At 42.8% G+C, this 23,808-nt stretch carries 24 protein-coding genes and 1 other annotated feature; of the genes, 15 read left to right on the top strand and 9 right to left on the bottom strand.

Translation table 11 applies throughout. From position 1 onward, the window contains the following. The first annotated feature begins 304 nt into the window (after positions 1 to 304). The gene (locus FE392_RS07695) at positions 305 to 556 is read left to right on the top strand and encodes a YciN family protein (RefSeq protein ID WP_319929646.1); all 252 of its coding nucleotides are present in this window, start codon (positions 305 to 307) and stop codon (positions 554 to 556) included. A gap of 141 nt (positions 557 to 697) precedes the next feature. Here FE392_RS07695 and sohB read toward each other — a convergent pair whose 3' ends face one another. After that, positions 698 to 1,744, bottom strand: coding sequence for a protease SohB (gene sohB, locus FE392_RS07690; protein ID WP_319929645.1), 1,047 nt, complete (start codon positions 1,742 to 1,744; stop codon positions 698 to 700). A gap of 373 nt (positions 1,745 to 2,117) precedes the next feature. On the opposite strand from sohB, the gene FE392_RS07685 reads away from it, so the two are divergent. Then, positions 2,118 to 2,882 carry a YciK family oxidoreductase gene (locus FE392_RS07685; RefSeq protein WP_319929644.1) on the top strand — a complete coding sequence of 255 codons (765 nt, stop codon included), beginning with the start codon at positions 2,118 to 2,120 and terminating at the stop codon, positions 2,880 to 2,882. Beyond that, entirely contained in the window at positions 2,882 to 3,478 is a 597-nt protein-coding gene (gene cobO / locus FE392_RS07680) for a cob(I)yrinic acid a,c-diamide adenosyltransferase (protein ID WP_319929643.1), read from the top strand. The genes FE392_RS07685 and cobO overlap by 1 nt, the downstream gene beginning before the upstream one ends. Positions 3,479 to 3,534: 56 nt before the next feature. On the opposite strand, the gene rluB is transcribed toward cobO, so the two are convergent. From rluB to rnm, 3 genes are all read right to left on the bottom strand, one after another. Next, positions 3,535 to 4,458, bottom strand: a complete 924-nt coding sequence (gene rluB, locus FE392_RS07675) for a 23S rRNA pseudouridine(2605) synthase RluB (protein ID WP_319929642.1) — start codon at positions 4,456 to 4,458, stop codon at positions 3,535 to 3,537. Positions 4,459 to 4,521: 63 nt separating this feature from the next. After that, a complete protein-coding gene (locus FE392_RS07670) occupies positions 4,522 to 5,142 on the bottom strand; it encodes an L-threonylcarbamoyladenylate synthase (RefSeq protein ID WP_319929641.1) in 621 nt (206 codons plus the stop codon). Positions 5,143 to 5,158: 16 nt separating this feature from the next. Further along, on the bottom strand, positions 5,159 to 6,031 hold the full coding sequence (rnm, locus tag FE392_RS07665) for an RNase RNM (RefSeq protein ID WP_319929640.1): 873 nt from the start codon (positions 6,029 to 6,031) through the stop codon (positions 5,159 to 5,161). Between the two features lie 662 nt (positions 6,032 to 6,693). Then, positions 6,694 to 6,794 (top strand) — a sequence feature (Trp leader region). Between the two features lie 54 nt (positions 6,795 to 6,848). Here rnm and FE392_RS07660 point away from each other — a divergent pair. From FE392_RS07660 to FE392_RS07630, 7 genes are all read left to right on the top strand, one after another. Continuing rightward, entirely contained in the window at positions 6,849 to 8,408 is a 1,560-nt protein-coding gene (locus tag FE392_RS07660) for an anthranilate synthase component 1 (RefSeq protein WP_319929639.1), read from the top strand. Continuing rightward, complete coding sequence (locus FE392_RS07655; RefSeq protein ID WP_319929638.1) at positions 8,408 to 8,986, top strand: glutamine amidotransferase-related protein; 579 nt, start codon at positions 8,408 to 8,410, stop codon at positions 8,984 to 8,986. Before FE392_RS07660 ends, FE392_RS07655 begins: the two co-directional genes overlap by 1 nt. A 98-nt stretch (positions 8,987 to 9,084) precedes the next feature. Continuing rightward, the gene (gene trpD / locus FE392_RS07650; RefSeq protein WP_319929637.1) at positions 9,085 to 10,089 is read left to right on the top strand and encodes an anthranilate phosphoribosyltransferase; all 1,005 of its coding nucleotides are present in this window, start codon (positions 9,085 to 9,087) and stop codon (positions 10,087 to 10,089) included. Further along, positions 10,086 to 11,486, top strand: a complete 1,401-nt coding sequence (trpCF, locus tag FE392_RS07645) for a bifunctional indole-3-glycerol-phosphate synthase TrpC/phosphoribosylanthranilate isomerase TrpF (RefSeq protein WP_319929636.1) — start codon at positions 10,086 to 10,088, stop codon at positions 11,484 to 11,486. The genes trpD and trpCF overlap by 4 nt, the downstream gene beginning before the upstream one ends. A gap of 32 nt (positions 11,487 to 11,518) precedes the next feature. Beyond that, the gene (gene trpB / locus FE392_RS07640) at positions 11,519 to 12,709 is read left to right on the top strand and encodes a tryptophan synthase subunit beta (protein ID WP_319929635.1); all 1,191 of its coding nucleotides are present in this window, start codon (positions 11,519 to 11,521) and stop codon (positions 12,707 to 12,709) included. Continuing rightward, complete coding sequence (gene trpA / locus FE392_RS07635) at positions 12,709 to 13,512, top strand: tryptophan synthase subunit alpha (RefSeq protein ID WP_319929634.1); 804 nt, start codon at positions 12,709 to 12,711, stop codon at positions 13,510 to 13,512. Before trpB ends, trpA begins: the two co-directional genes overlap by 1 nt. Positions 13,513 to 13,796: 284 nt before the next feature. Further along, the gene (locus FE392_RS07630) at positions 13,797 to 14,111 is read left to right on the top strand and encodes a BON domain-containing protein (protein ID WP_319929633.1); all 315 of its coding nucleotides are present in this window, start codon (positions 13,797 to 13,799) and stop codon (positions 14,109 to 14,111) included. 125 nt (positions 14,112 to 14,236) lie between these two features. Here the strand turns inward: FE392_RS07630 and ompW are convergent, their stop codons facing one another. After that, positions 14,237 to 14,878, bottom strand: coding sequence for an outer membrane protein OmpW (ompW, locus tag FE392_RS07625; protein ID WP_319929632.1), 642 nt, complete (start codon positions 14,876 to 14,878; stop codon positions 14,237 to 14,239). Positions 14,879 to 15,363: 485 nt separating this feature from the next. Here ompW and FE392_RS07620 point away from each other — a divergent pair, with 485 nt between their 5' ends. Next, the gene (locus FE392_RS07620; protein WP_319929631.1) at positions 15,364 to 16,122 is read left to right on the top strand and encodes a YciC family protein; all 759 of its coding nucleotides are present in this window, start codon (positions 15,364 to 15,366) and stop codon (positions 16,120 to 16,122) included. 41 nt (positions 16,123 to 16,163) lie between these two features. On the opposite strand, the gene FE392_RS07615 is transcribed toward FE392_RS07620, so the two are convergent. Then, the gene (locus FE392_RS07615; protein ID WP_319929630.1) at positions 16,164 to 17,894 is read right to left on the bottom strand and encodes a SulP family inorganic anion transporter; all 1,731 of its coding nucleotides are present in this window, start codon (positions 17,892 to 17,894) and stop codon (positions 16,164 to 16,166) included. A 210-nt stretch (positions 17,895 to 18,104) separates the two neighbouring features. Between FE392_RS07615 and FE392_RS07610 the strand changes: the two genes are divergently transcribed. Next, entirely contained in the window at positions 18,105 to 18,641 is a 537-nt protein-coding gene (locus tag FE392_RS07610) for a septation protein A (RefSeq protein ID WP_319929629.1), read from the top strand. A 77-nt stretch (positions 18,642 to 18,718) separates the two neighbouring features. Continuing rightward, positions 18,719 to 19,153 carry an acyl-CoA thioester hydrolase YciA gene (gene yciA, locus FE392_RS07605; protein ID WP_092508923.1) on the top strand — a complete coding sequence of 145 codons (435 nt, stop codon included), beginning with the start codon at positions 18,719 to 18,721 and terminating at the stop codon, positions 19,151 to 19,153. A gap of 98 nt (positions 19,154 to 19,251) precedes the next feature. On the opposite strand, the gene FE392_RS07600 is transcribed toward yciA, so the two are convergent. From FE392_RS07600 to FE392_RS07590, 3 genes are all read right to left on the bottom strand, one after another. Next, positions 19,252 to 20,181: a hypothetical protein gene (locus tag FE392_RS07600; protein WP_319929627.1), complete on the bottom strand. Its 930-nt coding sequence runs from the start codon at positions 20,179 to 20,181 to the stop codon at positions 19,252 to 19,254. Positions 20,182 to 20,338: 157 nt separating this feature from the next. Beyond that, positions 20,339 to 21,016 (bottom strand): TonB system transport protein TonB, encoded by a 678-nt coding sequence (tonB, locus tag FE392_RS07595; RefSeq protein WP_439153472.1) that lies wholly within the window; start codon positions 21,014 to 21,016, stop codon positions 20,339 to 20,341. Positions 21,017 to 21,198: 182 nt separating this feature from the next. Next, positions 21,199 to 21,378, bottom strand: a complete 180-nt coding sequence (locus tag FE392_RS07590) for a YciY family protein (protein WP_319929625.1) — start codon at positions 21,376 to 21,378, stop codon at positions 21,199 to 21,201. Between the two features lie 312 nt (positions 21,379 to 21,690). Here FE392_RS07590 and cls point away from each other — a divergent pair, with 312 nt between their 5' ends. Both cls and FE392_RS07580 read left to right on the top strand, forming a co-directional pair. After that, the gene (gene cls / locus FE392_RS07585; RefSeq protein ID WP_319929624.1) at positions 21,691 to 23,151 is read left to right on the top strand and encodes a cardiolipin synthase; all 1,461 of its coding nucleotides are present in this window, start codon (positions 21,691 to 21,693) and stop codon (positions 23,149 to 23,151) included. Positions 23,152 to 23,449: 298 nt separating this feature from the next. Further along, on the top strand, positions 23,450 to 23,782 hold the full coding sequence (locus FE392_RS07580; RefSeq protein ID WP_319929663.1) for an HI1450 family dsDNA-mimic protein: 333 nt from the start codon (positions 23,450 to 23,452) through the stop codon (positions 23,780 to 23,782). Positions 23,783 to 23,808: the final 26 nt, after the last annotated feature.

The following is a 23,808-nucleotide window of genomic DNA, read 5'->3' as shown; positions in this document are numbered from 1 at the left end:
TACCTTTACCTAATTATCTTCTATTCAGATGGCGAAAATCACGGAGTTATGTTGCGATATATAAAATAAAATCTCTTTTTATATTGCGATAGATTTGCAAGATATCAACTAATTTTTATCTTGTACTTTTGTTTCAGCGCAAAACCCTTTGAAATATTTAAGGTATTTTATATCCCAACACAAACCATGCAATTATATGATTTAACAGTTGTAAACAAAATATTCCATCTGCATGACGAAAAGCCCACACTCTACCTGATAAAAAACGATGCGCAACAACTTATTTTCGGAAGGAGCACAATAAATGCAAACTGAAACCATGCCCATTACACGGGAACAGTTACTAAAAAAAGCAAATGAAATCATTAGGAAACACGAAGATTTCATCCAAGGGATGCGGGCAGAAAGAGTGGAACAAAAAGGAGGAGTGTTGGTATTCCGTGGTGAATACTTTTTAGATGAGAATGGATTACCGACGGCTAAAAGCACAGCAGTGTTTAATATGTTTAAACATTTAGCGCATATATTGTCCGCTGAATATCACTTAGTAGATTAGGTAATTAATCTTGCCACAATGGTTCTGTCATCAATACTAATGCAGGCAATAAGTGACAAAATGTTCTCTATTTACCCGCATTAAATTTAATCGATTATAATGGCAATTAATTCAATATCAGCTAATTGCCATTATACATCATTACAACAGAGGCTTTTCCCCTCTTTGCCACCAGCGCATAAACAATTTATCGATGTTTTCCATTGCGCTTCCCATGACTCGATCGACAACACGTTTACGGCGGGAATAACTAACGCCGATGACTTCGCAATGCTCAATTTGTGAGATCAGAAAATCATCACTGACGCCCACATCATCAATCAAACCAAATTCTTTTGCTTGTGTCCCATACCAATATTCACCCGTAGCCACTTTTTCCACATCCAATGATGGACGATGCTGGTGAATAAATGATTTAAATAATTTATGCGTTTCGTTCAAATCTTCCTGGAATTTCTTCCGTCCCTGCTCTGTATTTTCGCCCAAAACAGTCAGGGTGCGCTTGAATTCACCAGCAGTATGCAGCTCAACATCAATATCATTTTTCTTCAGCAATCGATGAATATTTGGCAACTGGGCCACAACACCAATGGAGCCGATAATAGCAAAAGGCGCAGCAATAATGCGATCAGCCACACAAGCCATCATATAACCACCGCTTGCGGCGACTTTATCCACAGCAATTGTCAGGCGTATTTCTTTCTGGTGTAAGCGTGCCAACTGGGATGCAGCCAACCCATAACCATGCACTACTCCACCAGGGCTTTCCAAGCGCAACAAAACTTCATCTTTTTTATCTGCCACCGCCAGTATGGCACTGATTTCTTCACGGAGAGAGTCAACCTCATGGGCATCCATACTGCCTTTAAAATCCAGCACATAAAGGCTCGGTTTTTGCAATCCTGTTTGACCTGCCTTGGCAGCCGCTTTTTTCTGTTTGGCTTCGTCCTTTTCCTGTTTTTTCAATGCCTTTTGCCAGATTTTTTGCTCTGCTTCGCTCATGCGAGCCTGCTGCATCTGGCGCTGTTTTTCTTTGTATAATTCACCAAGGTTAGTGAGTTTCAACTCCCCTTTGTGCATTGTTTTACGGACTCCTAATCCGATACAAAATACCGCCAGAACGACGATAGCCAATACCACTGTAAGTGCTTTAGCTAAGAACAATCCGTATAGAGACAAATATTCCACAGATCCACCTTTATTATCTTATGATGAACAATATGTTTCATTCTAACCAAAAACCGAAGGGGGCGCTCTAACAGTTTACAGCCCTCAGCTCAAAGAGTGATTTTGCTATTTCAAAAAAACCTGATTTGTTATTTCAAAGATCCCTGATATTTGACGATAGCTTTAAGTTTTGTTCTGATTACAGTCTTCAAGTGCCATCCCGACATGGCAACCAATGGTTTATACCCTATGGATTTCAAGATGCGTCTCATAACCTCCGGGAGCATAGATAACTGTATGTTTATAAAAACGGTAACCGGAGTGAATGAGTGCCGCCAACAAAGAGGCAACTTGAAAGACGACGGGTATACAAGAATCACAGGAAAAGTGTTCGATGTTCAATTACCACCCCAATGATGATCTGCTGCAACAAAAAATTATTTTAGTCACTGGTGCCGGTGACGGTATCGGGCGGGAAGCAGCCCTGACCTATGCCCGCCACGGTGCACAGGTTATTTTGCTGGGACGAACTACCACTAAGTTAGAAGCCGTCAAACAACAAATTGAAGCCAACGGTGGTCTACCCGCAGATATTTACACCATGGATCTTCTGACTGTGACCGCAGAAGAATGCCAGACTTTCGCCACAGAATTGGCTCAACGTTATCCTCGTTTAGATGGCGTTCTGCACAATGCAGGCCTGCTTGGTGTTGTCGCCCCGGTCATAGAACAGCCTCCCCAACTCTGGCATGAAGTCATGCAGGTAAATGTTAATGCTACGTTTATGCTGACTCAGGCTCTAATCCCTCTGTTATTAAAATCCGCCAAAGGCTCTTTGGTCTTTACCAGCTCCAGCGTTGGCCGAGAAGGCAGGAGTGGTTGGGGAGCTTACGCCGTATCTAAATTTGCCACCGAAGGTTTCATGCAGGTTTTAGCGCAAGAATATCAGAATACGTCTTTGCGCATTAATTGTATCAATCCCGGCGGAACCCGTACCAGCATGCGTGCCAGTGCGTTTCCAGATGAAAATTCAGGCAAACTAAAGACTCCCGCTGATATTATGCCCGTTTATCTTTATTTGATGGGTGATGACAGCCAACATGATTCCGGCATTAGTTTTGATGCCCAACCTGGTCGAAAAGCGGGGCCTGCTGAATAATGACAAGAGATAACAACCAGCACCAAAAAAGACAACAGCGCCTGAAAGAAAAAGTCGACGCCCGTATCGATGCCGCACAGCAAGAACGAGGGATCGTTATTGTATTTACCGGAAATGGCAAAGGAAAAACCACCGCTGCATTTGGTACTGTCACTCGTGCTATCGGGCACGGGCAACGTGCTGGTGTTATCCAATTCATCAAAGGAACATGGGAAAGTGGTGAAAGGAATTTGCTGTTACAGCATGGTGTTGAATTTCATGTAATGGCAACCGGATTTACATGGGAAACTCAAAACCGTGAAACAGACACCGCAGCCTGCCAGATTGCCTGGAAGCAGGCGGTAGCCATGTTATCTGATCCTTCATTGCATCTTGTTGTTCTGGATGAACTAACCTATATGGTCAGTTATGGTTATCTTGAGCTTACAGATGTTCTGGCAGCCCTCAAACAGCGGCCTGCGCACCAAAGTGTTATCATCACCGGGCGTGGGTGTCATCGGGAGTTGCTGGAATACGCCGATACCATTACAGAAATGCGCCCAGTCAAACATGCATTTGATGCAGGAATAAAAGCCCAAAAAGGCATTGATTGGTAAATAAACCCGCTGTTTCAGCCTGTATGGCGTTGTAGATTGAAACAGCGGAATAAGAATTAACGACCTTTAGGTGTCGTATTTCTTCCGGCATTTTGACGAGAGCTACTAGCAGGGCGTTTTCCCGCAGGGCGGGAGGCTACTTTCGCGTGTCTTTTCACGGCACGACGGATTTGATTCGCTTTGATTCGGCGTTGATCACGTTCAACAGCCACTTTCGTCGCAATTTCATTACCCAAGCCAACTAACTGGCGCAGATAATTGGTTTGTTCCAGCCCCAGTTCACTCCAACCAGCACGCGGCAAACCTTTCGGCAAATTGATATCGCCATAACGCACGCGGATCAGGCGGCTAACCTGCACGCCGACAGATTCCCATAACCGTCTGACTTCACGGTTACGGCCTTCCGTCAAAGTGACGTTGTACCACTGGTTAATCCCTTCACCACCTTTAAACGTGATAGTTTTAAATGATGCCGGGCCATCTTCCAGTTGAACGCCCTGAGTCAGTTGGCGAAGTTTTGCATTATCCACCTCACCAAAAACACGGACAGCATATTCACGTTCAACTTCGCGGCTTGGATGCATTAAACGGTTTGCTAATTCACCATCCGTTGTAAACAGCATCAATCCACAAGTATTGATATCCAGACGCCCCACTGCAATCCAGCGTGCACCCTGCATTCTTGGCAAGCGGTCAAACACGGTCGGACGACCTTCAGGATCGTGACGAGTACACAATTCCCCTTCCGGTTTGTAATAGGCTAAAACACGGCAGATATCTTTCTGTGGTTCTTTGATATTTAAAATCCGCCCATCCAGACGAATCTTAACTGAGGGTTTAACTTCGATTCGATCGCCCAACGTTGCGGTCTTGCCATCAATGCTAATGCGCCCTTGTTGAATATATCCTTCGATTTCGCGACGGGAACCATGACCAGAACGCGCGAGAACTTTTTGTAACTTTTCTGTTTTATCGCTCATTGAGCAACCTCTGTTGTCGCCTTCACAGGCGTCGTATTTAAATTAAGAAATAAATCATTCACCTTATAAAAAAGGTGTTACATCACCTTCGCCTTCGCGAAGAATTACTGGTGAATCCCCAGTTAAATCTACTACCGTTGTCGGCTGCTGCCCAAGATAACCACCGTGAATAATTAAATCAACTTGTTTACCCAACGTATCTTTAATCTCTTCCGGATCAGATTCTGCAAAATCATTTCCGGGCAAAATCAGGCTGCATGACATCAATGGTTCGCCCATTTTTTCCAGCAAATCTAAAGCGATAGGATTGGAAGGAACACGCAACCCGATAGTTTTACGTTTTTCATTCATCAAACGACGTGGAACTTCTTTTGTTGCCTGCAAAATAAAAGTGTAATTTCCGGGCGTGTTATTTTTAATCAACCTGAACGCTTGATTATCTACGTGGGCATAAGTCGAAATTTCGGAAAGATCGCGACACATCAACGTAAAATTGTGGCGCCCTTCCAATTGACGAATACGACATATACGGGTCATTGCATCTTTATTCTCAAGACAGCAACCAATGGCATAACCGGAATCAGTCGGATAAATGACAACGCCACCTTTTTTCAGTGCTTCCACACTTTGGTCAATAAGACGAGATTGTGGGTTGTCAGGGTGGATATAAAAAAACTGGCTCATAATATAACCTCTATTCTCATGCAGCCCCTAACCGTGACCAATCGTGCCATATCGGTACAACATCACCGGGTAACCACAAATTTCGTCCGAGTTCTATCCATGAACAAGGTTGGTGAAAATCCGATCCTAATGATACTTTCAACCCATATTCACTTGCCAATTGACCAAGTTGTTGTCTCTCATTAGGTGCTTGCTGGCACTGTGCAACTTCCATTGCATCACCACCATGTTGTTTAAACCAAACTATTAGCCGTTTCAGCCATTTTGTCGACAAATCATACCGGCCCGGATGGGCAATGACCGCTTGTCCACCAGCTTGGTGAATAGTTGAAATTGCCTGCTCGATTGTACACCATTGTGGAGGCACATAACCGATTTTTCCCTTTGCCAGATACTTTTTGAATACTTTCTGGATTGTTGGTTCAACCCCTGTTTCAACCAGAAAGCGGGCAAAATGCCCGCGTGTAACTTGCCCGCCATTCGCGAGCCGGGATGCGCCTTTCCAAGCATCGGGAATGCCTGCCTTGGCTAAACGGTGCCCAATCTCAATGCCGCGTTGGTTCCTTAAGCTCACTTGGTTTTCCAAAAATTGTCTTAAGGGAGTCGAATTAATATCGATATTTAAACCGACAATATGGATTTCAAAATTCTCCCATAGTGTTGAAATTTCAGCACCAGATACTAATGTCATTGGCAGATTATTTTGCTGGATATGATTTAAAGCAGGTTGAATACCATCCGTCGTATCATGATCGGTAATTGCCAGCACATGAATACCCATCTCGACGGCTCTGTCTACAAGCTGTTCAGGTGATAACACTCCATCTGAAGCGGTCGTATGGCTATGTAAATCATAGCGTCTTGTCATTTCGCTGGCAGCTTCAGTCATTATGCTGTACCTGTTTTATCGGGTGGGAAATGAGAGCACTTATCTATTCTATAGTGTTCTCAAGTACAAAGTGATCATAATAACACAGGTGATAGCTATAATGTTACGCGGCTGTTATTCCCCGCCTATTCAGTGGTGTGATGTTATCTGACAACAATAAAGATAAGATGCCCTTATTCAGGATCAGCATAAGCCAATTTAAAATGAGTTGGCTTTCCACAATATGATGCAGAAACGACTATATCCTGTGGTCCTGATATATGACGATTACATTAAAGTTCCAATTCCCTTTCTTATCTGCAGTGGTTTTTCCTGTTTTAATATCTGTAATTTCGTCAGTCTGAACTTTATATGAAATTTCCATGTTCGGCCGTGCGGTTCCTGCTACAGTAACAGAGGCACTAATACCCATATGAAGTATTTTCTGCCATCACAAGAGCTGGCAAAGTTGTCATTTTGCTTATTACAAATAATACTTTCTAATAATTTCCTACTATCATCTTTTAGCCTCCTGTTATCATTTTTTGGGACACAGAAAAAATTATTGACAACCAAAGATCGATCCAGTCTACTAGTACGAAGATTACATGTACCTGCTACTCAATACCATTTAACAAATGAGGCACTCGAAGATGATCGTATTTATGCAAACTAGGCAGGTCAGCCGTTGGTGGCACAACTTCCCATTCAGGGTGGTTGGCTCACGCACATAAATACCAATGCAAAAGTGCCGAAACCCGCCCTAAGAAGCGGGTTTTTTTATCACCGTTTTTTATCATTTCAGTTTTTGTGGATGCAGATAGCTCGGGGTATAAATATGAATAGTAAAGAATTCAATATCTCTATAAATCAAATGGATACTGTTTACAAAACAGATCCAACACTGCTTTTCCATCAACTTTGCAATAACCGTCCAGCAACGCTATTACTCGAATCTGCTGAAATTCAAAGCAAAAATAACATTAAAAGCATTTTGATCATCGATAGTGCCATGCGGATTACTGCCAACGGGGATCAGGTGACTTTTGAAGCCCTTACCCCCAATGGCCAAAATCTGTTTCCTATACTCGCAACCTTACTTGCGGAAAAAGCACAATTAAATATCGAATCACAAGTTATGCACGCACATTTCCCTACTGCTGAGCATAATTTGGATGAAGACAACCGACTCAAGTCTGGTTCAGTTTTTGACGCATTACGCGCCTTATCGGCATTGTCATCTTTTTCAACATCGCCTGACGCGATTTTTGTTGGCGGGATGTTTGCTTACGATTTAGTGGCAGGATTTGAGCCATTGCCCGCAGTCAAAAATCATCAGAATTGTCCTGATTTCTGTTTTTATCTTGCAGAAACATTACTCGTGATCGACCATCAAAACGAGCATTCATATTTACAAACTTCTCTATTCGGTGATAACAAACCAGAAAAAAAGCGCCTCAATGAACGTATGACAATGTTGGTCTCGACAATTGCAGGCTCCATTCCGCCACTTTTGCCTGTTTCGTTGCCTGATTTCACGGTTGGCTGCAACTTAAGCGATGAGCAATACGCAAATATTGTACAAAAACTACAGCAATCAGTCCGTCAAGGGGAAGTATTCCAAGTTGTTCCGTCACGGCGTTTTACCTTGCCGTGCCCTGCTCCACTAAATGCCTATCACGTGTTGAAAAAACAAAATCCAAGCCCCTATATGTTTTTTATGCAAGACAAGGATTTTGGCCTGTTCGGAGCCTCACCAGAAAGCGCACTGAAATATGATGCCAAAAGTCGCCAGATAGAAATCTATCCCATTGCCGGCACACGCCCCCGTGGACGCAATGCCGATGGAGAATTGGATTTCGACCTTGACAGCCGCATTGAATTGGAAATGCGTACCGATGCCAAAGAAATGTCTGAACATGTGATGTTGGTTGATCTGGCCCGTAACGATTTGGCTCGGATTTGTGAACCTGGCAGTCGTTATGTCGCTGATTTAACCAAAGTCGATCGCTATTCATTCGTCATGCACCTTGTTTCCCGCGTTGTCGGTACACTCCGTCATGATTTGGATATTTTCCACGCCTATCAAGCCTGCATGAATATGGGCACATTGACAGGCGCTCCCAAAGTTCGCGCCATGCAACTCATTGCAGAATGCGAAGGTGAGCAACGCGGCAGTTACGGTGGCGCAGTGGGCTATTTTACCGGCAAAGGTGATTTCGATACTTGTATCGTGATCCGCTCCGCTTATGTGGAAGACGGGCGCGCTACTGTTCAAGCCGGCGCGGGGATCGTATTGGATTCCATCCCTCAATCAGAAGTAGACGAAACGCGCAGCAAAGCCAGAGCCGTTATTCACGCAATTGCTAAAGCCCACAATATGGAGGTGACATTCTGATGGCTAATATTCTCCTGCTCGATAATGTTGACTCTTTTACTTATAACCTTGTTGATCAATTGCGTACCTGTGGTCATCACGTTGTTATTTATCGCAATACCGTGCCGACTGATACCATCATCGCCAAACTTGATGAAATGAGTTCACCACTGTTGATGTTATCACCCGGCCCCGGAAAACCCTCAGATGCTGGCTGTATGCCCGCACTTATCAAACAGGCGATGGGGCAAATCCCAATTATCGGCATTTGCCTTGGTCATCAGGCAATTATTGAAGCCTATGGCGGAGAGATTTCTATAGCCCCGGAAATTTTGCATGGCAAATCAACGCCAACGACACATGATGCACAAAGCATGTTTGCCGGCTTGCCAAATCCTTTTTTCGTCGCACGTTACCACTCCCTTGCAAGCATACGCGTTCCCGATGCTTTGACTATCTCGGCGTCGTGTGCGGATACGGTGATGGCTGTTCGTCATGAAGAACACAAAGTCTGTGGATTCCAGTTTCACCCTGAATCCATTTTGACGACTCAGGGTGCCAGGCTGTTGGAGCAAACTTTGATCTGGGCGCTAAGTTAAACTTAATCCACCAAAAATAAGACGTTAATCATATAGAACGCAAAAGCATAAAACTTAAAGGTCTCTCTTAAAAGTATCAGACAGGAAGGAACGGGAAAATGCAGTTGATTTTTGACAAACTATTCAGTGCCCAAGCACTGACACAACAAGAAAGCCAGCGATTATTTGACGCCATGATCCATGGCGAGTTAAACGATGTTCAATTATCCGCTGTATTGATTAGCTTAAAACTGCGTGGTGAGCAACCCCAAGAAATTGCGGGTGCGGCTCAGGCATTTCTGGCAAATGCAGCGCCTTTTCCCCGTCCTGACTACCTGTTTTGCGATATCGTCGGCACTGGGGGTGATGGTTCCGATAGCATCAATATTTCAACTGCCAGCGCCTTTGTTGCCGCAGCTTGTGGCCTTAAAGTGGCAAAACATGGGAATCGCAGTATTTCCAGCCGTTCCGGTTCATCTGATGTGCTGGCTGCATTTGGCATTGTGCTGGATGCCTGTGCCGAAGACTCACGCAATGCTCTGGACGATATTGGTGTTTGCTTCCTGTTCGCACCTCAATATCACAATGGTTTTCGTCATGCAGCGCAGGTTCGCCAGCAACTAAAAACCCGGACATTATTCAATGTGCTTGGCCCATTAATTAACCCAGCTCGTCCACCTCTCTCACTGATCGGGGTTTACAGCCCTGAATTGGTTGAACCCATCGCCCGGACTTTACAGGCATTGGGATATCAAAGAGCAGCAGTTGTGCACAGTGGCGGAATGGATGAAGTCGCTTTGCATGCTCCAGTCCATATCGCAGAGCTGAATCATGGTGAAATTAACCAATATCAGTTAACGGCAGCCGATTTTGGCTTACCGAATCATCATCCTTCTTCATTAAAAGGTGGAACTCCAGAAGAAAATCGCGATATGTTGGCTAAGTTATTGCAAGGGCGTGGACAAAAAGCCCATGTTGATGCCGTGGCGGCCAATGTAGCTCTCTTGATGAAAATCCACGGGCAAGAAAATCTACGGGAAAACACACAATTAGCACTTGATACTATTTACAGCGGTCAACCCTATGAAAAAGTGACCGCACTAGCGGCAAGGATTAAATCATGAAAACCCATACATCACAGAAAAGTGTATTGCAGAGAATCGTTGATGATAAAGCAGAATACCTGCTCTCCCGTAAGGCAGAACAACCGCTGGAAAATTTCATTGGTTCCATTGTGCCGAGCCAGCGCCAGTTTTATCAGGCATTGACCCAAGATAAGAGCGTTTTCATTCTGGAATGCAAAAAAGCGTCACCTTCGAAGGGGTTAATCCGTCAGGATTTCGATCCTGTTCGCATTGCTAAAACATATCAACCTTACGCTGCCGCCATTTCTGTTTTGACCGATGAAAAATATTTTCAGGGGAGTTATGATTTTCTCAAGGTGGTCAGTGATGCCGTGCACCAACCTGTTTTGTGCAAAGATTTTATTATTGACGCCTATCAGGTCTATCTTGCCCGTTACTATCAGGCTGATGCGATTTTACTCATGTTATCTGTGCTCGATGATGATACATACCGTGAACTGTCCGCGTTGGCACACAGCCTTGATATGGGAGTGCTGACCGAAGTCAGTAATGAGGATGAACGGCAACGGGCAATTGCATTGGGGGCGAAAGTTGTTGGGATCAATAACCGGGATCTGCGGGATTTATCCATCGATTTGGCTCGTACACGCAAACTGGCTGCTGGTTTACCTGAAGGCACCATTATTATCAGCGAATCGGGCATCCATCAACACCAGCAAGTCCGTGAATTAAGCCAATATGCTCATGGTTTTTTAATTGGCAGTGCTTTAATGGCGCAACCCAATATCGATCTGGCCCTACGTCGCTTGATCTTGGGCAATAACAAAGTCTGTGGATTAACCCGCCCCCAAGACGCCAAATCTGCATTGCAACAAGGTGCCGTTTACGGTGGTTTGATTTTCGCTGAAAAGTCACCACGCAAGATCAACCTGCAAAAAGCACAGCAAATTATTAACGAAGCCTCATTGCAATATGTGGGGGTGTTTCAAGATCAGCCGGTTGATTTTGTCAGTGAGGTTGCCCGTACACTTGCGTTAAGTGCAGTGCAATTACACGGAAGTGAAGATGAAAACTATATCAATACATTACGCCCTGTATTGCCTGAACATTGCGAAATCTGGAAAGCTATTGATATGTCCAGAGTGATTGATAAGTCCAAGGTGGCAGAAGCGATTTCCGACATGCCCAATGTTGATCACTTCTTACTGGATAATGGCTCCGGTGGAACAGGTGAACCATTTGATTGGCAATTAATTGCCCCTCAGCTCCAGCATAACAGTATATTGGCAGGAGGGCTGAATGTTGAAAACTGCCGGCAAGCAGTCTCGTTCAACTGCTATGGGTTAGATTTTAATTCTGGTGTCGAAGTTTCTCCAGGCATCAAAAGCAAACACAAAATAAAACAATTATTTCAACAATTACGCTGTTATCACTAATTTTTTCAGACAGAAAGTGGATGAATAGAATAATGAGTAAATTGAATCCTTACTTTGGCGATTTTGGTGGTCAATTTGTTCCTCAGATTTTGATCCCTGCGCTCAATCAACTAGAAAGTGCCTTCATAGATGCACAACAAGATCCTGAATTTCAGCGTGATTTTCTGGATTTATTGAAAAACTATGCTGGCCGGCCTACTGCCTTAACATTGTGTCAAAACCTCACTAAAGGCACCAAAACGCGCCTGTACTTGAAACGGGAAGATTTACTCCACGGCGGTGCCCACAAAACCAATCAGGTATTGGGACAAGCGTTGTTGGCAAAGCGCATGGGAAAAACTGAAATTATTGCCGAGACGGGCGCGGGCCAGCATGGCGTGGCAACTGCCTTGGCATGTGCACTATTGAACCTAAAATGCCGTATTTATATGGGTGCAAAGGATATTGAACGCCAGTCTCCCAATGTTTTTCGTATGCGTTTGATGGGGGCAGAAGTCATCCCGGTTCACAGTGGTTCTTCCACGTTGAAAGATGCGTGCAATGAAGCCATGCGCGACTGGTCTGGTTGCTATGACAAAGCTCATTATCTGTTAGGAACGGCAGCCGGCCCCCATCCATATCCAACGATGGTACGGGAATTCCAGCGCATGATTGGTGAAGAAGCCAAAGCGCAAATTCTGGAAAAAGAAGGACGCTTGCCCGATGCAGTTATTGCCTGTATTGGTGGCGGCTCCAATGCCATAGGTTTATTTGCTGACTTTATTCCAGAAAATAAGGTTCGCCTGATAGGTGTAGAACCAGCCGGACACGGTATCGAAACCGGGGAACATGGTGCCCCACTGCAACATGGCAAATTAGGGATTTATTTTGGAATGAAAGCCCCAATTATGCAGACAGAAGACGGGCAGATTGAAGAATCTTATTCCATTTCCGCGGGATTGGATTTCCCGTCCGTAGGCCCTCAACATGCTTATTTAAACAGCATCGGCAGAGCTGATTATGTCTCTATTACCGATGAAGAAGCCCTTGCTGCTTTTCAGGAACTGTCCCGCAATGAAGGAATTATTCCTGCATTAGAATCATCCCATGCACTGGCTTATGCTTTGAAAATGATCCATCAGGCTCCAGATAAGGAGCAGTTGTTAATTGTCAATTTATCTGGCCGTGGCGACAAAGACATCTTTACCGTTCACGATATTTTAAAATCCCGGGAGACAATCTGATGGAACGTTATGAGCAACTGTTCAAAAAACTAGAAAACCAAAATCAAGGCGCATTTGTTCCTTTTGTCACCTTGGGTGATCCAAATCCTGATCTGTCACTGGAAATTATTAATACATTGATCTCCGGTGGTGCAGATGCTCTCGAATTGGGTTTTCCGTTTTCAGATCCCCTTGCCGATGGCCCCACCATTCAAAATGCCAATTTGCGGGCGTTATCCTCCAAGGTGACATCGGTAACCTGTTTTGAGTTATTGGCTAAAATTCGGAAACAACATCCTGAAATTCCCATTGGCCTGCTGGTTTATGCCAATTTGGTCTTCCACAATGGGATCGATGATTTTTACCGTCGTTGCAAAGAATCAGGAGTAGATTCTGTGTTAGTCGCCGATGTGCCGCTATCTGAATCTTCTCCTTTCCGTTCAGCGGCCATGAAATATGACATTGCCCCGATATTTGTTTGCCCCCCTAATGCAGATGACGAGCTACTGCGTGAGATTGCCTCGTTCGGGCGCGGATATACATATTTGCTCTCAAGGGCGGGTGTTACCGGAAGCGAAAACCAAACAACTCTACCATTGAACCATATTATTAATAAGCTCAAGGAATATCATGCCGCCCCTGCCCTGCAAGGCTTTGGTATTTCTGAGCCGCTGCAAGTCAAAAAGGCCCTCAATAGTGGTGCCAAAGGGGCAATTTCAGGCTCTGCAATCGTAAAAATAATTGAGGATAATTTGCATCAACCCGCAGTTATGCAAGAGAAGCTACTGATTTTTGTTCGTAATATGAAGGAAGCCACTCAATGAAAATCTGCCCATAATTCCCTTCAATGAACCTATCCCCATCAGATTTCAAGCTATATCAAGACGGCAATCTGAAAGATGGCGGGGATAAAACTTCCTCCACAAGCAGGCGGGGAAAATTATAAATATGACCTCGCTGTTTGCTGCTTCCATTGTTCTCAACAATACTGATGTTTGCAGTTCCACAAAATTTCATAACAACCCAAGTTCATGAAAATCAAGCTTATGAAAAATAAAAGATCGCTTTTACCAAACAAACATTTCCTTGACATCAATGGAGTATCATTATGAAACCATTAAAAAAAGTCTCTGCATTTTTCGTTGCAATCATAATGGCAATGGCGATATCTGCATGTGCCCCAACGGCAACAACAGAAGGCACAGGAGGTTATATTGACGATACTGTGATCACCACAAAAGTAAAATCTGCATTACTGGCAACCAAGGGTTTGAAATCCAATGAAATTAATGTAGAAACCTTTAAGGGGCGTGTACAACTAAGCGGGTTTGTTAATTCTCCCGAAGAGATTAAACGCGCAATACAGGTGGCTCGGGACATTAAAGGGGTTAACTCGGTCATTAACTCCATCAAACTTAGGTAGTGCCTACAATTGAAAAATGGGGCTGATTACGCCCCATTGGTTCTCTCTTATGTCAAACACACACGTCGCTTGTTTTTACTACTTTCCTACATTTGTTTAAACTTTAATCTTCCATTCAAACAAAATTAGAAACTGTAACCTACACTAAACATAAAGACCCATGGATCGAGACGAGTTTTATATTTCTTTTGCTCATCACCCACTTTGAATTTCACATCAGTTTCAATATTCATCCACCACAGCGAGGTATTCAACATCCAGTTTTTATCTAATTTATAGTCCATACCAACCTGACCTGCGAATCCCCAAGAATCTTTCAGATCCAAACTATTTAAATTAGCCGCTTTTACTGTAGCATTATTATTAAATTTTTCGCTGAAGAATGTTGTGTAGTTAATACCCATACCAACATAAGGACGTAATTGATTCTCTGTCGCACCAAAATAATATTGTGCCATTAACGTTGGCGGCAAATGTTTAACCTCAGCAATTTCACCTGCACCCGGTAAACTGACTTTATGCTGGAAAGGCGTCGCTGCCAATAATTCAACGCCAATATTATCGGTTATCATATAACCAAAAGTTAAACCCAACTGAGTATTATTATTGACATCAAAAGATCCCAAACCTAATACATTGTCAGAACCTGCATTTGGTCTTACCGTTGCTGTGCCTGCACGGAACAAGAAATCACCCGCTTCATGAGCAAAAGCCAATGACGGAGCTAACGTAGCCGCAGCCAATACGAGCGCAGAAATCTTTTTCATTATCCATCCCATTTGTGTGGTTTTAAAACTGTCAGAAATATACCCGTTTGTTTACTGTTATGATCTAAGACAGATCACATCTTTTAAAGATTTTTAGAAAATAAGGTATCTATGGTTTTATTATTTCACCTGAAGGATATTTTAAATTGATCCAAATCAAGATTAGCTTAGTATTAATTTTATTATATATTTGCGTTAATGTTTTTATATCAATTTTTGGTTATTACGGTTATTTAATAACAGAAGTACTCTGTTGCCAAATTTTATTTGGCATCTGTAGCTGCCATATAAACTTGTAACATAAAATTAATATTTTTATCATTTTGGAAAAATATCAATATTGATATCCAACAAAGATAATTTTTCTCCGCCCTTCAATGCCGGTTCACAGAGCACGACAAGAACGTAAATCTGAGGTATCCAATAATCCCCCTAACAGGGTACAATTGAACATTATCGTTGTTTATTTGATAGGAGCCACTTTCATGCCCATCACGGCAAATACCCTGTATCGTGACAGCATCAACTTTTTGAAGAACCAACTGTTGAATATTGTCATACTCGCTGTCTTGGCCGCGTTGGTAACAACACTGCTTGAGCATCTTCTGATGCCAAATGGTGAACAACTCAGTTTGTTAATTGGGATACAAGATGCCTTCAAAGATTCCGGCAACGCAGGAGTCAAAGATTTTGTGGAAAAGTTGACACCTGACGAGCAAATGATGTTTTTGCGCACCGCATTCGGGATCTTATTTACCAACATTTTCGGCAATACCTTACTGGCTGCCAGTGTATTGGTTCTCATTAATGCCGTTTCCAATGGCCAGCAAACCAATGCCATTCACGCCAGTACATTATCAATCACACTGTTGCCTAAAATGTTTTTGCTGATGTTTATCTGTACCCTGTTGATTCAGCTTGGCTATGTTTTGATGTTATTGCCCGGGATACTCTTTTCTATCGCATTTGCATTTGCCCCTATTTTCTTGTTCGAAAAAGGCAAAGGCATCTTTTCTGCCATGCAGGATAGCTGGAAATTGGCATTCAGCAACATTCGGCTGCTGATTCCTGCCATGTTATTATGGCTTGCCACGAAATTGATGCTGGAGCTCTTGCTGACAAAAGCCCCTTACGTACTCACATCAATATTAAATAATTTACTGTCAGCACTGCTGTTGATTTACTTATTCCGCCTGTACATGCTGGTTAAACCACAAAACAAAGCGCCAGACAGCACAATATAAATAAGATAATTCACCCCCGTACTTCTGTATCAGGGGGTGAATTACGAATTCATTCCTTCTTTCTCTTTTTCCCTCTCTTTTTCCGCAACCTGTTGCTTACTTTGTATCAAGCGAATAGCAAAATAGAGGTCTGGCACAATGATCAGATCTTCATCACTGCGGCTGAGTTTATTCTGCTTTATCCAATAGTTCAGTTCTGTTCTGCGTCCCGCCAGCACAAGCGTGATGCCTTTTTCTTTCAGTTCAGTAATCAACTCATCTAATGCTGCAAAAACACTGACATCATCATAGGTAAAGCTGACGGTAGCATCCACCACCAACCATAACGGGCGAACTGGGGCACTGCCAACATGCTGCAATACCCGTTTTTTGAAGTAGCCGGCGTTAAAATAGGTCAATGGAGAGTTAAAACGGTACATCATGATGCCATCCACGGGTTTAATATCATTATCTTGGTGAATGGAGCGCACCATGCCTTGTTCGTTTACTCCCAGCAATTGATCTGATGGACGAAATACAATGCGCAAGAATTGCAGCAACCCGAGCAAAACGGCAAAGCCAATACCATCAATGACACCCACCAGCAAAACAGCGATGAGAGTAAAGATAGAAAGCGTAAAAGCCTGACGATTACGTTTCCGATACGCCCAGATGTTTTTCAATCCCAGCAGTGACCATGAGGAAAATATTAAAACCACACCCAGCGACGACAAAGGGATGTGAGTCAGAAAGGAGGTCATAAATAACAGCACCAACAGAATGGTACCACCAGCGATTATTGACACCATTTGGGTTTTTCCGCCAAGTGCATCATTGACTGCGGTACGGCTGCCGGCCGCACTGACAGCAAAACCTTGCGATAATGATGCGGCGATATTGGCAATGCCCAATGCCCTGAGTTCTAGGTCAGAATCGACCTGATAACCATTTTTGCTGGCAAAGCTGCGGGCTGTCATCATAAAGCTGACAAAGCTAATTACCGCAAGGTTAATCGAGGGAACAACCAGATCACGTATGACACCCAATTCAAATTCCGGCATGGGAACAATGGGCAGCCCCTTGCCCATATCACCAACAATCTGAATACCATATTGGTCAAGCTTAAATTGCCAACTGACATAAGTCGATACAATCATTGCCATCAGTGGGGCCGGCCAATTGGGCCGGATAAATCCCACAATGAGCAATACCAGCAGGGTAAGAGCTGACATACCCACCGTTGGCCAATGAGCACCCAAGAATTTATAGGGGAACTCAATCAACCGCTCAATCAACTCAGCCGGCAGACCTGATATCCCAAAAACTTTTGCAATCTGGTCTGCCATAATGGTAATGGCGACCCCATTGATAAAACCTTTCAAAATAGGGCGGGACAGAAAATCGGCAAAAGCACCCAGCCGGAAGTGGCTGGCTAAAATGCACCAAAACCCTGTCATTAATGTCATTACAATAGCAAGCTGCCAACGAACGTGCTCATTTCCTAATGCCAGTGGCGCGACTGCCGCTGCAATAACGGCGCAAGTTGCTGCATCTGGCCCAACAATCAGCTGGCGGGAAGTCCCGAACAATGCATAGGCAAACATGGGTAAAATACAGGCATACAAACCAATAATGGCGCTAATGCCCATTAATTCCGCATAAGCAATCGCCACCGGCAATGCAACCGCAGCAACAGAGAGCCCTGCCCGCATATCATGACTAAAATATTCTTTACGATAATGACAAAGATTTTCCAAACCTGGCATCCAGCGATGCAACCTTTTCCACAACATGACCTTTATGCCCTTTCGTGAAAAACAACCTACTATAATGCGGTGTGAACTAGAAACTCACAAGTGCCTCATTGCTGTTCAAAATCAGCCTAACACGGGAAACAAGTGAAAAATGTTTTTTCCGAAAAATAAACCATTTCACTGATATCTGATACACTCTGACACAGATTCAAAAACATGCCATCATTGGCATCATTATGGGTTCAATTTATGAAACAACTTTTAGACTTTTTGCCATTAGTCGTTTTTTTCATCGTTTACAAGATGTATGACATTTTTTATGCTTCCGGCGCATTGATTGCTGCTACCGGATTGGCAGTTGTCATTACATATCTGCTCTACCGCAAAGTAGAAAAATCATCTTTAATTACCTTTGCTATGGTCGCAGTCTTCGGGACACTGACTCTGGCTTTCCACAGTGATTTGTTCATTAAGTGGAAGGTAACGGTTATTTATGCCATTTTTGCGCTTGTTTTGATCATCAGTCAATGGGTTATGAAAAAGCCACTTATCCAGAAAATGTTAGGTAAGGAGTTGGAGCTGCCTGATTTAATCTGGAACAAGCTCAATACAGCTTGGGCAATCTTTTTTGCAGTCTGTGCATTGGTCAATATTTATGTTGCTTTCTGGCTGCCTCAGGAAGTTTGGGTTAACTTTAAAGTATTCGGGTTAACTGCATTGACGCTGGTCTTTACTGTGTTGAGTGTGGTATATATCTACCGCCATCTACCTCGCGAACAAGAATAATGTAATGACCCACAGATGGATACCTGTCGGCAATTCGGCAGGTATTGTTGTATTCACCAAATAAAGCAAGTTTTCTAATGACACAACAACAATCCTTACCAAACGGAGAATTGGTTCTCCGTACACTGGCCATGCCCGCTGATACCAATGCCAATGGGGATATTTTCGGTGGCTGGCTGATGTCTCAAATGGATATTGGCGGCGCAATTTTGGCAAAAGAAATTGCACTGGGACGCGTGGTAACTGTTAGCGTAAATGGCATCAGTTTTCTGAAACCAGTTGCGGTAGGTGACGTCGTATGCTGTTATGCCCGTTGCCTTAAAACGGGCAACTCATCAATCACCATTCATATTGAGGTTTGGGTGAAAAAAGTGGCATCTGAACCCGTTGGGCAGCGTTATCGTGCAACTGACGCGGTTTTCACTTATGTCGCCGTTGATGAGAATAACTCTTCGCGCCCTTTGCCCGAAGGGAAAAGACATTTCAAGCTGGAAGGCAGTGATTCAGAATAATAATTTGTTCGAAAAGTGACTCACGAAAATCAAAGGAGCGTTGTTATGACGCTCCTTTTTTATGATTAAATAGAACAAATTAAAAGAAATCATGATATTCACAATGCTCTGGCTGTTATATTGCCGTCAGGAGATATAATTGCCTGATTAAGTATTTTTTTCACACTGTTTTGAATAGTAAGATATGTATCTTTTTTTAAAGGAAATTGATTACTATCATTAGATGAAAGTACCAGGCATTTTCCCAGAAGGTGCCATTTGCTCATTTTGCTCTTCCATCTATCATTATAATCTTCAGCACAGCAAACAATTTTTGCCCAAGGATCGCATACCCAAGCCCCTCTTGGAAGTTCATGATATAGTTGTCCTAATATTGGCTGGCCTTTTTTATTATTAAAACTATTAATCAATATAAATACGTGATCATATTTTCCCTGTGTGGCTATAATTTGGACATAGACATAACTAGGCGTGTTATGCATCGCATTATAAAAACTTAAAATATCATCAACTCGTTGCTGTATTAAATAGTGATATGCAGCATTACAATAATCAGGGCAGTTACCTGCTAAAAGCTCATTTTGTTTTTCAACTGTATAGTCATAAATCTTTCTATATTGCTCAGCATTAATTTCGTTTTCATCCTTATTAATCAACTGGTTAATTAGATCTCTTTGCCGAAATTCAGCCCTAATGCTTTCTCTATCTTTCTTGCTGGATTCACTCATTTTGCCTCCATGTAGGATGCCTTGATAGAATCGTTTATAGAGATCATTTCCAAGTATTTCATTAAAACTAGCTTGTCGCCTTTCTTCTTCAATTTCCAGATTAGAAATAAAAGCACGGGATTTTAAAAACTCTTCCTGACCACGTTTTTTAACTCCACCACTATGAATAAAACGCTTATATGAATCTTTTTCATCAAGAACACTTTTGTCACAATAGTATTTATTCCCTGCTTTTGCCTTGAATTTTTCACGAGAGTGCTCTACAGCATCATGTAAAATAAGCTCTATAGAAATAGTCATAATCACCTCAACATTACTTAAACAAAAATATTTATTGCGTTTGAAAATAAGATAACAGCAGGATTGAATGAATTTGAGGGAACTTGAATTTTAATAAAAGATCAGAATGCGTTGATAGAGTCAAGGATAAAACCATGTTCCTTGACTCTTTGTTTAATTAGCTTTGGGAAATACCTGTTACTTTAAACTCAATGGTTGCTATATACCCGGTAGCTGCCGTTTTCTCATAGCGCCATTTTCTCATGGCCTGTTTCACTTCACGTTCAAAGATATTTTTAGGCGTTGCAGAAAGAATTTTGATGTTTTTAACTCGGCCGTCTTCATCAATATCAAACTCCACTTTTACCACCCCTTCAGTTCCTAATTGCTGTGCTCTGGATGGGTAAATAGGATGTGGCCTGCTCAGTGCCCTTGGCCCACGTGGTGCTGTAGATGCTTTATCCGTGGCCAGATGAGATGGTTTCGGCTCACCCTGATTATTCGCTACCTGAGACGTTTCATCAGAAACAGGCTTCACTGGCTGTTCTGACACTTTTTCTACTTTTTTCTCTACCGGCTTAGATTCTTTTTTAACGATTTTCTTCACTTCCGGTTTTTTTACGGGTTTAGGCAGGGCTATTTTAGCGATAGGTTCTGGCTCTGGCGCCGGAGGCTCAGGCACAGGTTCAGGCATAGCAGCCACCGAAGCAGGCACCTCAGCAGCCAGTTGAATCATGGCAACAGACATAGGTGCAGGATCTTGTTGCTTCACGGACTCAATCGCTTGAAAAAGCGCCGCAGCAATAGAAATATGTAAACAAAAAGAAAATAGTATCGGCCAGGGTATCCAACGCATAAGTGAATTCTTGATTAGCAGCATAATAGTCAGTTTTCAGATTGCCATTAGTTTAAATGCAAATGACTATCATATTCAATAATGATTCAAAAACATCTGTACCTTTTTTATCTCTCAAATATTGGTTTATTAACTAAACTATAACCTTAATTTATCGGGTACTTATCATGCTGCACACTTTTTTACATCCATTCTAAATTTTGGATAAACAAAAGTGATCTGCGACGTTTATAAGCATCGATCTTATGCAACTTATAGATACGAAAATTACGCCGTGATTGGCTTTCGTGCCAGCGCCGACGGCGGCTGATGTTTTGCCGGATCTTTCTCCAGCGCCCGACTTCATTTCTGCTATGTTTCATCAATTATCCCAGCTTAATGTTCTCATTGAGGTTGGTGCATTATACTCAATGGATTATCGAGTTGCATCGCGGCGGTAAAACGCCCCCCAAGAGCATAGATAACCGTATTTTTATAAAAACGGTGACTGGGGGAATGAGTACGGCCAACAAAGAGGCAACTTGAAAGACGAAGGTATATTCTTCATCTCACCACTGAAGTTGTCAACTAATTGGCAATCCAACTTATATTAGGTTGATAGTTTGCTAAAATTTCTAGAAAATTGCGGTAATAACGGTGTTAAATACTTAAATAAACAGGATTGATTGCCACATATGACAACCTTTTATTCTGTACTGAGCTGGCTGGCGATTTTCTTATATTGGCTGATTATTGCAGGGATCACTATTCGAGTTTTGATGAAGCGCCGTCCAGTGACTTCCACAATGACTTGGGTACTTATTATTTACATTATCCCTTTGGTGGGCGTTGTCGCCTATTTGTCATTTGGTGAATTGCACCTTGGTAAACGCAGGGTTGAGCAAGCCAGACAAATGCGCTCATCCGTTGTTAAGTGGCTTGCAGAGTTACGAAAATCCACTCTCATTTTTGCCAATAAAAATAGCGAAGTCGCTACGCCGTTATTCCAATTATGCGAACATCGCCAGAAAATCAAGGGCGTTAAAGGCAATAAAATGCAATTAATGACCTCCTATGATGACTCATTGAAAGCCATTATCAATGATATTGAAAACGCCAAATGCAATATTGAAATGGTCTTTTATATATGGCAATCAGGTGGATTGGTTGATCAAGTGACTGATGCTCTGATGCGTGCAGCCAAACGCGGAGTTAAGTGCCGGATTATGGTGGATTCAGCAGGAAGCTGGCAATTTTTCCGCAGCCCTTACCCTGATATTATGCGTAAAGCAGGGATTGAGTTTGTCGAATCGCTGAAAGTGAATATTTTCCGCCTGTTCCTGCGCCGCATGGATTTACGTCAACACAGGAAAATTATACTGATCGATAATCATATTTCATATACCGGCAGCATGAATATGGTTGACCCGCGTTTTTTTAAGCAAAATGCTGGAGTTGGGCAATGGGTCGATATCATGGTGAGGATGGAAGGCCCGGTTACCACGATATTGGGGATTATTTATGCATTCGATTGGGAAATGGAAACCGGGAAACGCCACCTTCCCCCGCCTCCTGACAACATTATTATGCCTTTCGAACAGGCCAGCGGGCATACTGCCCAAGTCATCGCTTCCGGGCCGGGATTCCCTGATGAATTAATCCAGCAGTCGCTGATGACGGCTATTTTTTCCGCCCGCAAGCAGCTAATTCTTACCACGCCTTATTTTGTCCCCAGTGATGATTTAATGCACGCTATCTGTACGGCAGCCATGCGTGGCGTAGATGTCAGCATTGTTATCCCAAGCCAGAACAATTCATTTCTTGTTCGATGGGCCAGCCGGGCATTTTTTACCGAATTATTGGAAGCCGGCGTAAAAATTTACCTATTCGAAGATGGTCTGTTACATAGCAAAAGTGTTTTGGTTGATGGGCAACTCAGTATGGTTGGCTCTGTTAATTTAGATATGCGCAGCCTGTGGCTTAATTTTGAAATTACGGTGGTGATCGATGATGAGCTTTTTGGCAATGATTTAACCCTAGTCCAACAAGACTACATTATGCGCTCAACGCGACTGGTGAACAATCAATGGGACAAACGGCCCGTTTGGCACCGTGTTCTCGAACGTGTCTGCTATTTCTTCAGTCCACTGTTATGACTTATGTAAAAACTGAATTTTTGCAAGATAATCGGTAAAGAATACGTTTAATGATTTTAGGGTCATGCTGTTACTCCAGCACCCTCGATAAAAGTCACCTAGTCACGAGCTCTTTTAAACTGATTGCTGGATAAGTGTCGATCTCTGTCTGATCCCCGGCACCGTTCCAGCAATATTCAAATTGGAATATAATCTTCCCTTTCTTTTTGGTGGCACCAGCTGAATACTTGTCACTACTGATTTCACTTTGTTATTAATTTTGGATAATCCCATTATGGAAAATCAACCGACACATACTATGCAATTGGATTTAAACAACCGAATGACGGAAGATGAAGCGCTAGAAAAAGCCTATGACATTTTCCTTGAGCAAGCACTTGATAACCTTGATCCGGCTGACAGCCTATTATTTAATTTGCAATTCGAGGAGCGAGGTGGTGCAGAATTATTAGCACTTTCTGAAGTGTGGTTTAAACATGTTGATTTTGATTTAGACCCGAATTTCTTTTCCGAAGTTGTCATTGGCTTGGCCGAGTCTGACGATGCCGAGATTGACGATATCTTCGCCCGTATATTGATTTGCCGGGAAAAATCTCATCCCATTTATCATATTCTATGGAAAGAAAAATGAGCACATTAAAAATCCCCCTTATTTTA

Origin of the sequence: Xenorhabdus santafensis (genome assembly GCF_033949405.1) — a bacterium.
GTDB lineage: Bacteria > Pseudomonadota > Gammaproteobacteria > Enterobacterales > Enterobacteriaceae > Xenorhabdus > Xenorhabdus santafensis.
The sequence above is the reverse complement of the archived record's forward strand: the minus strand, read 5'-3'. Positions and strand labels throughout refer to the sequence as shown.